Consider the following 14,005-nt stretch of genomic DNA (forward strand, 5'->3'; position numbering starts at 1 on the left):
CAGAATAATAACGAGTGTTCTAATGTGTTTATGTGCAGTCAGGCACATCAGGAGCCCTCATGTTTGACCACGTCAAGTTTGGTGTCAGCGACTATGTAGCGAGCAAGGCCTTCTTCCTTAAAGCTCTCGAGCCGCTTGGGGTAACAGGAGGTGCGGAAGGTGAGCCGTCATACGGCATCGAACTCTGCGGTAAGGGAGACGCCTCGCTGTGCCTGTACCAGGCCAAGGAGAAACCTGCCCCTCTTCATATCGCGTTCCATGCTGGCACTCGACAGCAGGTCGATGACTTCTATCATGCGGCCTTGAAGGCCGGAGGCAAGGATAACGGTGCTCCTGGTCTGCGTCCGAACTATCATGCGAATTACTATGCTGCCTTCGTCATCGGTCCGGATGGGCACAACATCGAAGCGGTGTGCCATGAGCCCGTGTCTCCTTCCTTTTGTTCTTCCCATGTTAGGTGAATGCAATAGTAGCAGTGGAAGATAGCCTAAGCGCGATGGAAAAGTGCATGAAACCGATCATACAAGAAGAGATATCCGGCTGCGGTATTGCCGCGAGCGCTGCCATCGCCGGCATCACATACGCCGAGGCCAAGAGGAAAGCTAACTCTCTGGGTATTTATGCCGAGGATCCGACATTATGGTCGAGTACCGAGCATGTTCGCAGGCTTCTGCGCGAACTCAATGTTTCAGTCGGCCCAAAGAAAATCCCTTTTGAGGCTTGGGAGCGGCTTCCAGACAAGGCGCTTCTGGCGATTAAATGGAGGGTGGAGCGGGGAAGGCCATTCTGGCACTGGGTCGTTTTTGTCAGGGACGGGGGCAATGCGATCGTGCTTGATTCCAAGAAAGGCTTGAAATCCAATGTTCGCCGGGACTTCGGACGCATGAAGCCCAAGTGGTATATCGCAGTGGACAACTGATGCTAGGCAGCAGTGTGTGGCCTTCTTGAGAAAGCAAAAAAGCAGGGAAAGCGATGAACCAAGACGAAATCAAGGCATTGTTCGATCAGCAGGCTGCCAGCTACGACGCGCAGTGGGCGAAGACATTGCCGATACGGAGTTGCCTGCACATGTTGCTGGATGCGGCCTTTGCCGAGCTACCCGAAGGTGCACACGTCCTTTGTGTCGGGGTAGGAACGGGAGCGGAGCTGTCACACCTTGCCCGTAACAATCCGACTTGGAAGTTCACCGCCGTAGAGCCCTCTGGTGCGATGCTGGATATCTGCCGGGAACAGGCAGAAACGGAGGGCTTCTCGGGGCGCTGTATATTTCACGAGGGTTATCTGGAGTCACTGCCTGATGCCCAGGTATTCGATGCTTCCACCTGCTTGCTGGTGTCGCAGTTCATTCTCGACCAGCAGGCGCGTTCTGACTTCTTCCACCAAATAGCCCGCCGACTCAAGCCGGGTAGTCTTCTCGCCAGCTCTGACTTGGCCTCGGATGTGGCATCACCCGAGTATGAGGTGTTACTGCGCGCCTGGGTGAACATGATGGCGCAGGCGGATATTACCCCCGAGGGGATAGCGCGCATGCGCAAGGCCTATGCCAACGACGTCGGCGTCCTGCCGCCAAGCAAGGTGGCCGCCATCATCGAGGCCGGAGGCTTCGAGCCGCCCGTGCAGTTCTTCCAGGCCGGCTTGATCCACGCCTGGCTGTCGAAGCGCACCGATAGTAGTGCCATCCATGGGTCAAGGAGGTGATATGAGCACTTCTGAATATCTCGTCATCACTCCTCACGTGAGCGAATTTCCCGCCCCCATTACTTTCAAAAAAGGGGCCTTTCTCACCGTTGGCGAAAAATACGAGGGAAAGGCGGGCTGGGAGAACTGGTTTTTTTGCAGCGCACCAGGGCAGCAGCCAGGCTGGGTGCCTGGCCAGATCATTGAATTTCTGGATGGCTCGACTGGGCGTGCGCTCGATGACTATACGGCGAGAGAACTCAATGTAGAGCAAGGAGAGTTGCTGGTCGGCAAGAGGGAGCTGAATGGCTGGCTATGGTGTGAGAAAGCTGACGATACGGAACCGGGCTGGGTGCCGCTAGAAAACCTGAAGAAAGTCGATGATTAAAGGGAGTTTTGCTGTGCCAGCTGCAGGGGACGAAGCGTTGCATCGTTCAACAAAAAGGGAACTGCCGTGACGGATTTGATAACGACAGAGGTGCGAGAGGCGGTAGAGCGCAGCGTTCTCTGCTGGCTGGCGACCTCCGATGAAGCTGGACAGCCCAACGTTTCCCCCAAGGAGATATTCGCGGTCCTGGATGACACGACAGTAGTGGTGGCGAACATCGCTTCTCCGACCTCTTCCAGGAATATCCGAGTCAATGAGAAGGTATGCTTGAGCTTCATCGATATTTTCGTGCAAAAAGGCTTCAAGGTGACGGGTGTTGCACGTGAAGTGAAAGTACAAGCTGCGGATTTCTCTCGTTGCGCTGAGCCGCTTCTCGAAATGGCCGGGGAGCGCTTTCCGATTCACAGCGTTCTCGTGGTGAGCCCCACGGCCGTTGAGCCTATCCTCGCTCCCAGCTACAGGTTCTATCCCGCAGAGACCACCGAAGAATCCCAGATCCGCTCTGCGCTTCGTGCCTATGGGGTTAGCAGAGAGGAGCATGGCTAAAACCTCAACCTTCAGCGACCTCAGCCGATAACAATAGGAAAGGCCCACGAGGGGAGAGCCGCCATGAGCCGGATTCGTAGCATGCAGAGCCGTGCTGAGGATGCTCGCACTGCCGTTCGCGAGTTTCATCAGGGGGTGGTGCAGCCCGATCCCGAGTTGGTGCTGTTCTTCTGTTCCAGCCACTACGATCTGGCAGCGCTGGCTGACGAGATGAACCGTCTGTTCGGCGACATCCCCGTGGTGGGGTGTACCACTGCGGGGGAGATCGGCCCTCTGGGCTATCTCGACCACACGCTCACCGGCGTAAGTTTCCCGGCCGGCAGCTGTACGGCGGTAACCGGGCGGTTGGATGCCCTTCAGCAGTTCAGCATCGCTCGTGGCCAGGCGTTCACCGATGCGCTGCTGCAGCAGCTCGGTGAGCGGGCGACAAGACCGAGCGGCGGAAACAGCTTCGGGTTTCTGCTCATCGATGGCCTCTCCGTCCGAGAAGAGCAGGTGGCGCGAACGCTGCAAACGGCGTTGGGCGATATCGTACTGGTGGGCGGCTCGGCGGGCGACGACCTGTGTTTCAGCCAAACCCAGGTGTTCCATGACGGGGCTTTCCACAGTGACAGCGCCGTGCTGACCGTATTGCAGACCGACTACCCGTTCCGTCTGTTCAAGGCCCAGCATTTCCTCTCGCTGGAGGAGCGCCTGGTCGTCACCCGAGCCGATGCGGAGCAGAGGGTCGTCTATGAGATCAATGGCATACCCGCCGCTCAGGCTTATGCCGAGCTGATCGACGTCTCGGTGGCGGCGCTCGAGCCTCATCATTTCGCTGCTGCGCCGGTGGTCGTGCTGATTGATGGCACCGATTACGTACGCTCGATACAGAAGGCCGGTCCGGATGGCAGCCTGACCTTCTACAGCGCCATTGACGAAGGCCTGGTCCTGCGCGTGGCCGAAGGTATGGATCTGGTCTCCGACCTGGAGGCGACCATGGGGCAGTTGAGCGAGGAACTGGGCCCGCCGCAGCTGGTGCTTGCCTGCGACTGCATTCTGCGCAACCTGGAGGTCACGCAGAAGAATACCAAGATGGCGGTGGAGGCGGTTTTCGACCGCCACAATACGGTCGGCTTCAGCACCTATGGCGAGCAATACGGCGGCGTGCACATGAACCAGACGCTGACGGGCATCGCCATTGGCGCTTGTGACCATAGCGAAACGAGCGGCTCGTCGAGTGGGTGGAGCCTGTCAGGCAGCCGTACGGAACGGGTGATGCAATCCGATGCCGCTCAGCCGATGCCGCTGCGACAGCTTGGAGCCGAGCAGTTGCAGAAGATGGTGCAGGCCTTGATGGATCGAGCCGAGCGCAGCACCAGCGTGCGCGGCTCCGGTTTCAGTCTCTTCCAGACCGCGGTGATGCTGGAGGATCAGGTGCGGGCGCGAACCAAGGAGTTGGAATCGGCGCTGCGCGAGAACGAGCAGATCAATCGTGCCCTGCAGCAGGTGCAGGAGGATATGGAACGGGAGATCCGTGAGCGGCGCGAGGCTCTCGTGGCGCTGGAGCGTGAGAGGGAGGAGCAGCAAGTCCTCATCGGTAAATTGGAAGAGGCCCACAATCAGCTGCTTCAGTCGGAGAAGCTCGCTTCGATCGGCCAGCTTGCCGCGGGTGTCGCCCATGAGATCAACAATCCCATCGGCTTCGTCAGCTCCAACCTCAACACTCTGCATCAGTACATCGACGATCTGCTGCGCCTGGTCGACCTCTACGAGACGGTCGAGCCGTCATTGACGAGCGAGGCGGCCGAGCGGATCGCCCAGCTCAAGACGGAGCTCGAACTGGACTATCTGCGCGAGGATGTCGGTGCGCTGATTGCCGAGTCGATCGACGGTACGGCCCGGGTACGGCGTATCGTTCAGGATCTGCGCGATTTCTCCCGTACCGGTGCTATCGACTGGCAGCTTGCCGATCTTCATCAGGGCCTGGAGAGCACGCTCAACGTGGCGACCAATGAGATCAAGTACAAGGCCACGATAGTAAGGGAGTATGGCCAACTGCCGGCGGTCGAGTGCGTGCCGGCTCAGCTCAACCAGGTCTTCCTCAATCTGCTCGTCAATGCGGCTCAGGCAATCGAGGAGCACGGCACCATCACGCTGCGCACCGGCTGCGAAGGCGATCAGGTGTGGCTCGCTTTTGCCGATGACGGGGCGGGGATACCTGCCGAGCTGCAGTCGCGTATCTTCGACCCCTTTTTCACCACCAAGCCGGTCGGCCAGGGCACCGGACTTGGCCTCTCGCTCTCCTATGGCATCGTGCAGAAGCACGGAGGGCGCATCGAGCTGGATAGCCGCCCCGGAGAGGGAACGACCTTCACCCTCTGGCTGCCAATTCGGCGCATACCGGACGAAAGCGCTTCAGCGGTTGAACAGCCACAATAACCCGCTGATGAGCAGACTCAACAGGATCATGGTGGTCATAGGAAAGTAGAACGAGAAGTTCTCGCGTCGTACGACGATATCTCCCGGCAGCTGGCCAAGGGGCAGCTTGGAGAGCCATGGCCAGAACAGGCCGATGAGAACGATACACAGGCCGATGACGATCAGAGTGCGGGACATCCTGCCTCCCGTTCCGTTTGCGCTTGCCGAGGACGAACCGTACCGGCGGCTGCCGGTACGGTTGAGGTTGGCTTGCGCTTACTCCTCTTACTCCTCTGGGCTGAAGGGCAGAGAGGAGTGGTGCAGCACGATACGCAGGGTGCCTTCGTCGTCCAGGTGATAGCCCCAGGTCTTGTCCACGGTGGTGGTGTTGCCGTCGGCATCGAGGATGGAGACGTTGCCCATGGTCAGGGCGACGTCGCCGCTGATCAAAATGGCGGCATTTTCGATGGTGACTTCCTGCCAGCCCTTCAGGGCAAAGCCGCTGTCTTCACTGTACTCATCGCTGTGGCCGACGAAGTAGGCCAGCGCGCCTGCGGGCGTCGTGCGGAAGGTTTGCGGCGCTGCGGCCAGGGTGGGTTTGAAGAGCACGGCGCCCATGTCGTAGCCGTAGGCGCTGTCGATCACTTCCTGTGCCAGTTCGCGGGCGGCGTCGATGCCTTCAGCCTCATAGGTATTGGAAATGGCAACCAGGGCGTCGCCCCAGGCTTGCTGTGCTGACAGCACCTGTTCTTCGGTGATATCGCCCCCCAGGTGCGTCACCTGTGCGGCACTTGCCAGGCCTGCAGTACCGAGGCCGAGTCCGAGCCCAAGAGCCGTGGCAGTCACCAGTGGCTTGATCTTCATCATCCATCTCCTGTCGATAAGTCCATGTAAGGTCTAGTGATCAAGCCTGCAAGCTTACCAGTTCAACTGGCGCAGGTGGGTCAGAATTCCCTGCAGCGGGTGCGGCAGGGCCTGGCCGGAGAGGCGGTTGGCCTGGCTGCGGCAGGAGTAGCCGGTGGCCAGCAGGCGGCCCTGGTTGGCCTCGTTCTCGACCACCGGCTGCCACGACTGGGCATAGATGGTCTTCGAGGTTTCCAGATTGCGCGCTTCATGGCCGTAGGTGCCGGACATGCCGCAGCAGCCGCTGGCAATGAGCTCGAGCTCGAAGCCGAAGACGGCGAACACCTGCTGCCACGCCTTGGGGCTGCCCGGAGCGTTGGTCTTCTCGGTGCAGTGGGAGAGCAGCCGGAAGCTCGGGTCGTCGAGTTTCTCGAGCTCCCGGGCCAGGGCCGGCGGCACCAGACGCTTGCCTTGCGCCACCAGCCACTCCTGTAGCATCAGCACCTCGGGCACGGCATTGGGCCCCAGCGCCTTCACGTACTCCTGGCGGTAAGTGAGCGTCATGGCCGGGTCGATGCCCACCAGCGGCACGCCGAACTCGGCCAGGGCGCGCAGCCGCCGCGCCTGCTTCTCCGCGGTGCGCTCGAAGGCGCCGAGGAAGCCCTGCACGTGCAGCGGCTTGCCGTTGGCCGTATAGGGGGCGACGAACACCTTGATGTCCAGGCGCGAGAGCAGCTCGACGATGTCCATCACCAATTCTGCCTCGAAGTGGCTGGTGAAGGCGTCCTGCACGATCACCACGCTTCGGGCCTTCTGTGCCTCGCTGAGCAGGCCCAGCGAGATCGGCGTCGCCTCGGCGACGCCCCAGGCACGCAGCTGCTTGGTCAGTCGTGCGCGAGAGAGGCGCGGGCTGTCGACCAGACCGATCCGCTCTGACAGCAGGCGGTCCACCAGGCGCTGATTCAGCGCGGCGTTGTACAGCGGCGCGGCGTGGGCGAGGTAGGGCACGAAGAACTCCATGCCGCCGATCAGGTAATCCCGCAGCGGGCGCAGGTAGCGGCCGTGGTAGACCTCGAGGAACTGCGAGCGCGAGTCCGGCACGTTGACCTTGATCGGGCACTGACCGGCGCAGGACTTGCAGGCCAGGCAGCCCGCCATGGCGTCGTAAACCTCATGGGAGAAGTCGGCCTCGTCGCGGCGGCGCCAGGTGTTGCGCGCCCGCGCCGGAAAGGAGGTGATGAAGCCCCACACCCCATCGCGGCGCTTCGCTTTTGCCTCTTCGACTAGGTCGATCCCGGCATTGCCCTGCAGGCGCAGCCACTCGCGGACGAGGCTGGCGCGTCCCTTGGGCGAGTGGATACGGTCGCGGGTCGCCTTCCACGAGGGACACATGGCGTCGTCGGGGTCGTAGTTGTAGCAGGCGCCGTTGCCGTTGCAGTACACCGTGGCGGCGTGGGCCTGCCATACGCGCTCGTCGATCTGGCGGTCGAGCTGGCCGCGGGTGGGTACGCCATCGATGGTCAGCAGGCCCGGGTCGACCCACTTCACCGCATCCTCGCTGACGCTAGTTGTCGACGCTGTGCCCGCGGCTTCGGGCGGGATGGAGGGCACCGCGGCTTCGGGCGGGATAGAGAGCCCCGCGGCTTCGGGCGGGTTGATGGGAGTCGCGATCTTGCCCGGGTTCAGCTGATTGTGCGGGTCGAAGGCAGCCTTGACCCGCTGCAGGCTGGGGTAGAGCTCGCCGAAGAACTTGGGCGCGTACTCGGAGCGTACGCCCTTGCCGTGCTCGCCCCACAGCAGGCCACCGTACTTGTGGGTCAGCTCGGCCACCTCGTCGGAGACTTCGCGGATCAGCCGCTCCTGCTCGGGGTCCTTCATGTCGATGGCGGGGCGCACGTGGAGCACGCCGGCATCGACGTGGCCGAACATGCCATAGCTGAGCCCGCGGGCGTCCAGCGCGGCGCGGAACTCGGCGATGAAATCGGCCAGATGCTCCGGCGGCACCGCGGTGTCCTCGACGAAGGGGATCGGCCGCTTCTCGCCCTTCTCGTCGACTCTGGCATTGCCCAGCAGACCCACGGCGCGTTTGCGCATGCCGTAGACCTGCTGAATCTGGGCGCGACCCTGGGCCAGGGTGAAACCGAGGCGGGGCACGCTCTCATCCGCTTCCAGGTGACGACAGAAGGCAGCCACCCGCTCGGCGAGCCGCTCGGGATCGTCGTCATTGAACTCGATCATGTTGATGCCGCGAATGGCCACCGCCTGGCGTTCGGCCGTGACGGTATCGTCCTCGGCAGATCCCTGGGGTGCCCCGCTGGGAAAGAACTCCGCCACGCTGTCCCAGACGAAGTCCTCCATGGCCAGCAGCAGCACCTTGTCGTCCACCGTCTCGATGGAAGTGGGTTTCGCCGCAAGCGCCTGCGGCTGGTCCTGTGAAGAGCCCATCAAGGCCTTGGCGTCGCGTAGGGCATCCATGAAGCCGGCATAACGCACGTTGACCAGGGTCGAGTGCTTGGGGATCGGCAGCACGTTGAGCACTGCTTCGTTGAGGAAACCCAGCGAGCCCTCGGAGCCGCACAGCAGGCTGTTCATGTCGAGGCGGCCTTGCGCGTCCCTGAGATGCGCCAGGTCGTAGCCGGTCAGGCAGCGGTTGAGCGGCGGGAACTTGGCCGCGATCAGCTCGCGCTGGGTGTCGATGATCTCCCGTGCGATGCGGTAGGCGTTGCCGATCGCGCCGCTGTGGTGGCACAGCGTATCCAGCTCGCTATCGTCCACCGGGCGGCTGACCAGCCGCTCGCCGCCGAGCAGTACGCTGTCGAGTTCGAGCACGTGGTCGCGGGTCTTGCCGTACTCGCAGCTGCCCTGGCCGCTGGCGTCGGTGGAGATCATGCCGCCGATGGTGGCGCGGTTGGAGGTGGAGAGGTCCGGGGCGAAGAACAGCCCATGAGGCTTCAGCGCCGCGTTGAGCTGGTCCTTGACCACGCCGGCCTGCACTCGCACACGGCGGTTCTCCACGTCGATCTCGAGTATCCGGTTCATGTGACGGGAAACGTCCACCACCAGCCCGTCGGTGAGCGACTGGCCGTTGGTGCCGGTGCCGCCGCCGCGGGGCGTGAGCACCACCTGGCGATGCTTGGGCTCGGCGGCGAGCCGGGCGATGCTTTCGAGGTCCTCGGCGTGGCGCGGGAACAGTGCCGCCTGGGGCAGGCGCTGGTAGATCGAGTTGTCGGTGGCCAGCACGGTGCGGCTGGCGTAGTCCGGGGCGATCTCACCCTCGAAGCCGGAGGCCTTCAGCGCCTCGAGAAAACGCAGGTAATGCGCGCCCAGGCCCTCGATGGCGGGAGCGTCGGCGGTATCCAGTCTTGCGATCATGGCTAGTCGTATTCGGTCGTTTGATGCCACCCGGGGGCGGGCCGGCAGGGAATGACGCTACTTTACCGCGAGAGGGTGGTGGGGCGCATCCCGCCACGGCCAGGAGCCCCGGCGGGATGTCGAGGCGTGGACTCAGGCGTGGCCGGGAGCGGGCAGGGCAGTGGCCGAGGTGCGGCCGGCCCGGGCGCTCCACGCCAGAGTGGCGAGGAACAGTGCCAGGCCCAGGAAGTCCAGTGCCAACTGGTCGTGGGGCCAGAGCATCAGGGCACCCATGGGGAACATCACCAGGCGCAGCCACCAGGGCAGTTCATGCTCCAGGAAGCCCTCGAGGCCGGCGATGATCGCATAGATGCCGAACAGGGCGAAGGCGAACACCGTGAGCATCTCGGCGGGGGAGCCGGTGATCAGCGGCGACCAGACGAACAGCAGCGGGATGATGTAGAGCCCCTTGGCGATCTTCCAGGCGGTGAAGCCGGTGCGCATCGGCGGTGTCCTGGCGATGGCCGCGGCGGCAAACGCCGTGAGGCACACCGGCGGGGTGACGTTGGAGTCCTGGGAGAGCCAGAAGATCACCATGTGGGCCGCCACCAGCAGCAGGGTCAGGGTGTGGGGCGAGAGCGCCTGCTCGTAGAGCTGGCGGCGGAAGTCGTCGGGCACCAGGGCGAGCAGCTCGCGGGCGCTGGCCGCGTCCATGGGGGCGCTCAGGGCCTCCAGGCTCTCCGGGGCGGTGAGCATGAAGATCGCCTTGGCCTGCTCGGGCAACTGGCCGGCCATCAGCAGCTCCATCAGTTGGCCATGGGCCATCAGGCCGTAGAGGGCCGGCGCCGAGAGGGTGCCCAACACGATGTAGGCGGCGGTGACCGGCAGGCCCATGCCCAGCACCAGGGAGGCGATGGCGATCAGCACGATGGTGATCAGCAGGCTGCCACCGGCCCAGTCGGTGATCATCAGCGAGAAGGTGTTGCCGATACCGGTAGTGGAGACCACGTTGACGATCAGCCCCACGGTGAGCAGCAGGATCGCCGTGGTGATCATGTTGCGGGTGCCGAGCACCAGGGCTTCCATCACCACCGTCGGGGTCATGGGGTTGCGCGACAGCCAGGAGGCCACCACCACCGAGAGGATGGCGATGCCGGCGGCATAGGTGGGGGTGAAGCCGTAGATCAGCGCGGCCACCAGCACTACCAGCGGCAGCAGGAAGTGCCAGCCGCCCTTGAGCACCTCAAGGAAGCGCGGCGCCTCTTCGGTCTCGACGTGCTGGGCGCCGCTACGCTTGGCCTCGATGCGCACGAACATCGCCACCGAGAGGAAGTATAGCAGCGCCGGCAGGGCCGCCACGCCGATGATGGTTAGGTAGGAGACCTGAGTATAGGAGGCCATGATGAAGGCGCCGGCGCCCATCACCGGGGGCATTAGCTGGCCGCCGGTGGAGGCCGCGGCCTCGACCCCGGCGGCGAAGCGAGGCGGAAAACCGGCCTTGCGCATCAGCGGGATGGTGATCACCCCGGTGGAGACCGTGTTGGCGACGCTGGAGCCGGATACAGAGCCCATCAGCCCGGAGGAGAAGACCGCGACGAAGCCTGGGCCGCCAATGAAGCGCCCGGCGGCACAGCGGGCCAGCTCGATGATGAAGTCGCCGGCGCCGGAGCGTACCAGGAAGGCGCCGAACAGTATGAACATGAAGACGTAGGACCAGGAGATGCGGGCGATGGAGCCCAGCATGCCGTCGCCTCCCAGATAGCTGCGGAACAGCACCGTCTCCCAGGAGAGGCCGGGGAAGCCGAAGACTCCGCCTACATGACGTCCCCACCAGGCTACGTAGGTGAGCGCCACCAGGCAGAGCAGGGGGATGAACCAACCGGTGGTGCGGCGAGCGAACTCCAGCACCAGGCCGAGGGCGACGATGGAGACGACCCAGTCGGCGGTGGAGAAGCGTACCCCGCGGGCGTAGAGGGCGTCTTCGAAGCCGATCAGGTAGAAGGCGCAGCCCAGCGCCGCCAGGCCGAGCAGGATGTCCACCGCCAGCACCAGGCGGGCACCGCCGACGGAGCGGGCCTTGAGCATGGGCACCGAGAGGGCACAGAGCAGGCCGAACATACCGAAGTGCAGGGCGCTGACCCACACCTCGGAGAGGGTGCCGAGAGTGTTGAAGTAGAGATGTGACAGGGCCACGACGATGGCCAGGGCGAACAGCACCCGGCCGAGCCAGGGGTGCTCGAGGCGCTCGGGGGCTTCGCTGGCGGCTTCGTCGCGCACCTCGGGAGTGGGCGTTGCGTTCATGGGCGTTCTCGCGGAGCTGGCGTGAATGGGAAGGCGTTGTCGGTGGTCAGGCTCGGGGCTTTCCGGCGACAGGCCGGCGAGGAGGCGCTGTGAACCCCTCCCTGGGCGCTACTTTTTCCTTCCCTGGAAAAAGACCTCCTCTTTGGCCTGTCCCCGGCGCCCCTTCGCAGGCTCAGTCCATCTGGAGCAAAAAATCACAAGGGAGCGCTGATTTACGTCGCGAGCGAAGAGAGGCTGGTCGCCGCCGGCGCGCAGCAACCGGAGTTGACTGGCTGCTCAATGAGGATTGTGAGCACCGCCGGCGGCCAGGCTATCGAGCGCAGCAGTAAATCAGGGTTTCCTTAGCCCTCCAGCAGATGCGCGGGGATGACCAGCCCCTGCTCCTGGAAGTAGCGGGCGGCGCCGGGATGCAGCGGCATAGGCAGGCCGTCCAGGGCCTTCTCGAGGGCCATGTCGCGGGTCGCCGGGTGGATGTTGTTGAGGAAGGGCAGGTTCTCGAACATCGCCTTGGTGATCTGGTAGACGTGCTCTTCCGGGACGTCGGCGTTGACCACCAGAATGTTGGGCTGGGCGATGGTGTGAACCGGTTCATCCTGGCTCGGGTAGGTGCCGGCGGGAATCTCGTAGGAGGTCCATACCGGGTAGTCGGCGTTGATGCGCTCGAGCTGCTCTTCCGTCACATTCAGGATGGAGATGTTGCTGCCCATGTTGGCGAAGGCGCTGGTCACCGCGGAGGCGGGCACCCCGGCGGGAATGTTCATGCCGTCGATGTTGCCGTTCTGCATGGAGTCGGCGCTGGGGCCGTAGCCCAGGTAGGCGAGGTTCATCTGCTCGGGGTCGATCTCGAGACCGGCAAGAATCTGCCGACCGGAGCCCTCGGTACCCGAGTTGCGGGCGCCGATGGAGAAGCCGCGGCCGTAGAGGTTGGACAGGTCGTCGATGGTACCGCTCTCCATGCGGTTGCTGCGCATGACGAAATGCTCGACGTTCTGCCACAGCATGGAGATGGAGCGTACGTTGTCGTAGGCCTTGGGTACCGGACCCTCGCCGTGCCAGGCCCAGGCGCCGTAGAGAGCCTGGAGGATGCCGAACTGGGCCTCGTTGTCGTCCATCAGACGCAGGTTCTCGGCGGAGCCGGCGGAGCTGATGGCGGAAACCGAGATGTTATGGGTCGGCTCCAGTTTGACGCGGACCAGGGTGGAGAGGGCGACGCCCACCGGGTAGAAGGTGCCGCCGGTGGTGGCGGTACCCATGATGTACTGACCCCCTTCGCTGCCGTTGTCGGGGCTGGCGGTCGCGGTTGCGGCACCGAAGCCAAGGGCGGCGGCGGTGGCAAGGCAGAGGGCGGACTTGAGGAACTGGCGCTTGTGCATGGCGGGTCTCCGTATGTCGAGCGTTGTGGTTATGAGACGCTCTGACATAGCGACAAGCCTGCCAGCTTCGGTGACACCCTATGTATTTCAGTGAGTTGAGATGAGAAACCGCAACACGGACTGGGCCTGGGTGGGTGCTGTCGGCAATTTTTTGCCGACGTGGTAGCACCCTGTCGGCAAGATCTTGCCGATGGATGGAGCAGGCTTAACTCTCGTCGCCGTCGAGGAAGGCTTCGCGGCGCAAGCCGTGCTTCTGCATCTTCTGGTTGAGGGTGCGGCGCGGCAGCTCCAGCTCGTCCATTACCGCCTGGATGTTGCCGCCATGACGGCCCAGGGCGGCACGCAGCAGGGCTGCTTCGAAGGCGGTCACCTGGGCGGCCAGGGAGTCATCGTCCGCGGTGGCGGCCGTGCCCAGGCAGGGGATCTCCAGCCCAAGAATGAAACGGGTGGCAGCGTTGCGCAGCTCTCGCAGATTGCCCGGCCAGGTGTGACGTTCGAGGGCCTGAAGCATGGCGGCGTCAGGATCGCGCAGGGGGCGGTCGTGGACCTCGGCGGCCTGATGACAGAAGTGGCGGAAGAGCAGGGCGATGTCCTCGCGGCGCTCGCGCAGCGGCGGCAGAGCCAGCTCGGCGATGGCCAGCCGGTAGTAGAGGTCCTCGCGAAAGCCGCCTTCGGCGGCCAGAGCCAGTAGGTCCACCTTGGTGGCCGCTACCACCCGCAGGTCGATCCGCTGCACGGCGTTGCTGCCCAGGCGGGTGATCTCACCCTCCTGCAGGGCGCGCAGCAGCTTGACCTGGGCCGCTAGCGGCAGCGATTCCACCTCGTCGAGGAACAGCGTACCGCCGCTGGCATGCTCCAGCTTGCCAATGCGCCGTTCCTGGGCGCCGGTGAAGGCGCCCTTCTCGTGGCCGAAGAGCTCCGACTCGATCAGCTCGGGGGCCAGGGCGCCGCAGTTGAGGGCCACGAAAGGGGCATCGGGGCCGGGGCCGAGGTCGTGGAGGCAGCGCGCCACCACCTCCTTGCCGCTGCCGGTCTCGCCGTGCACCAGCACGTTGGCACGCACCGGCGCCAGGTTGGCAAGCTGGTCGCGCAGGCGCAGCATGGCTGGCGCCCGCCCTCGCGATAT

General features: G+C 63.8%; 12 protein-coding genes. 6 read left to right on the forward strand and 6 right to left on the reverse strand.

The window, feature by feature from the left end; translation table 11 throughout:
- Window positions 1-59: 59 nt before the first annotated feature.
- The 6 genes from B8115_RS08655 to nosP all read left to right on the forward strand — a co-directional run bounded on the left by B8115_RS08655 (window position 60) and on the right by nosP (window position 5,032).
- A complete protein-coding gene (locus B8115_RS08655) occupies window positions 60-461 on the forward strand; it encodes a VOC family protein (RefSeq protein WP_010627391.1) in 402 nt (133 codons plus the stop codon).
- Window positions 462-508: 47 nt separating this feature from the next.
- The gene (locus B8115_RS08660) at window positions 509-919 is read left to right on the forward strand and encodes a hypothetical protein (RefSeq protein ID WP_026037991.1); all 411 of its coding nucleotides are present in this window, start codon (window positions 509-511) and stop codon (window positions 917-919) included.
- 53 nt (window positions 920-972) lie between these two features.
- On the forward strand, window positions 973-1,698 hold the full coding sequence (locus B8115_RS08665) for a class I SAM-dependent methyltransferase (protein WP_010627393.1): 726 nt from the start codon (window positions 973-975) through the stop codon (window positions 1,696-1,698).
- 1 nt (window position 1,699) lies between these two features.
- Window positions 1,700-2,065 (forward strand): SH3 domain-containing protein, encoded by a 366-nt coding sequence (locus B8115_RS08670; RefSeq protein WP_010627394.1) that lies wholly within the window; start codon window positions 1,700-1,702, stop codon window positions 2,063-2,065.
- Window positions 2,066-2,131: 66 nt separating this feature from the next.
- Window positions 2,132-2,611 carry a pyridoxamine 5'-phosphate oxidase family protein gene (locus B8115_RS08675; protein ID WP_010627395.1) on the forward strand — a complete coding sequence of 160 codons (480 nt, stop codon included), beginning with the start codon at window positions 2,132-2,134 and terminating at the stop codon, window positions 2,609-2,611.
- Between the two features lie 63 nt (window positions 2,612-2,674).
- Window positions 2,675-5,032, forward strand: a complete 2,358-nt coding sequence (gene nosP, locus B8115_RS23795; protein WP_010627396.1) for a nitric oxide-sensing protein NosP — start codon at window positions 2,675-2,677, stop codon at window positions 5,030-5,032.
- Here nosP and B8115_RS08690 read toward each other — a convergent pair.
- The 6 genes from B8115_RS08690 to B8115_RS08715 all read right to left on the reverse strand — a co-directional run.
- Window positions 5,009-5,209: a DUF2905 domain-containing protein gene (locus tag B8115_RS08690; RefSeq protein ID WP_010627397.1), complete on the reverse strand. Its 201-nt coding sequence runs from the start codon at window positions 5,207-5,209 to the stop codon at window positions 5,009-5,011. The genes nosP and B8115_RS08690 overlap by 24 nt on opposite strands.
- Window positions 5,210-5,296: 87 nt before the next feature.
- Window positions 5,297-5,875 (reverse strand): hypothetical protein, encoded by a 579-nt coding sequence (locus B8115_RS08695; protein WP_010627398.1) that lies wholly within the window; start codon window positions 5,873-5,875, stop codon window positions 5,297-5,299.
- A gap of 54 nt (window positions 5,876-5,929) precedes the next feature.
- Window positions 5,930-9,226 carry an FAD-binding and (Fe-S)-binding domain-containing protein gene (locus B8115_RS08700; RefSeq protein ID WP_010627399.1) on the reverse strand — a complete coding sequence of 1,099 codons (3,297 nt, stop codon included), beginning with the start codon at window positions 9,224-9,226 and terminating at the stop codon, window positions 5,930-5,932.
- Between the two features lie 132 nt (window positions 9,227-9,358).
- Window positions 9,359-11,506, reverse strand: a complete 2,148-nt coding sequence (locus B8115_RS08705; RefSeq protein WP_010627400.1) for a TRAP transporter permease — start codon at window positions 11,504-11,506, stop codon at window positions 9,359-9,361.
- 341 nt (window positions 11,507-11,847) lie between these two features.
- Window positions 11,848-12,879 carry a TAXI family TRAP transporter solute-binding subunit gene (locus B8115_RS08710; RefSeq protein WP_010627401.1) on the reverse strand — a complete coding sequence of 344 codons (1,032 nt, stop codon included), beginning with the start codon at window positions 12,877-12,879 and terminating at the stop codon, window positions 11,848-11,850.
- 205 nt (window positions 12,880-13,084) lie between these two features.
- The coding region (locus B8115_RS08715; RefSeq protein ID WP_026037993.1) for a sigma 54-interacting transcriptional regulator at window positions 13,085-14,005 on the reverse strand (921 nt) is incomplete at its 5' end.

Origin of the sequence: Halomonas sp. KM-1 (assembly GCF_000246875.1) — a bacterium.
GTDB classification, from domain to species: domain Bacteria; phylum Pseudomonadota; class Gammaproteobacteria; order Pseudomonadales; family Halomonadaceae; genus Halomonas; species Halomonas aerodenitrificans.

Bases quoted from the DNA above. Each gene is read 5' to 3' on its own strand.
- B8115_RS08695 (WP_010627398.1), bottom strand. From the start codon at position 5,875: ATGAAGATCAAGCCACTGGTGACTGCCACGGCTCTTGGGCTCGGACTC.
- B8115_RS08700 (WP_010627399.1), bottom strand. From the start codon at position 9,226: ATGATCGCAAGACTGGATACCGCCGACGCTCCCGCCATCGAGGGCCTG.
- B8115_RS08660 (WP_026037991.1), top strand. From the start codon at position 509: ATGAAACCGATCATACAAGAAGAGATATCCGGCTGCGGTATTGCCGCG.
- B8115_RS08690 (WP_010627397.1), bottom strand. From the start codon at position 5,209: ATGTCCCGCACTCTGATCGTCATCGGCCTGTGTATCGTTCTCATCGGC.
- B8115_RS08670 (WP_010627394.1), top strand. From the start codon at position 1,700: ATGAGCACTTCTGAATATCTCGTCATCACTCCTCACGTGAGCGAATTT.
- B8115_RS08665 (WP_010627393.1), top strand. From the start codon at position 973: ATGAACCAAGACGAAATCAAGGCATTGTTCGATCAGCAGGCTGCCAGC.
- B8115_RS08705 (WP_010627400.1), bottom strand. From the start codon at position 11,506: ATGAACGCAACGCCCACTCCCGAGGTGCGCGACGAAGCCGCCAGCGAA.
- B8115_RS08655 (WP_010627391.1), top strand. From the start codon at position 60: ATGTTTGACCACGTCAAGTTTGGTGTCAGCGACTATGTAGCGAGCAAG.
- nosP (WP_010627396.1), top strand. From the start codon at position 2,675: ATGAGCCGGATTCGTAGCATGCAGAGCCGTGCTGAGGATGCTCGCACT.
- B8115_RS08710 (WP_010627401.1), bottom strand. From the start codon at position 12,879: ATGCACAAGCGCCAGTTCCTCAAGTCCGCCCTCTGCCTTGCCACCGCC.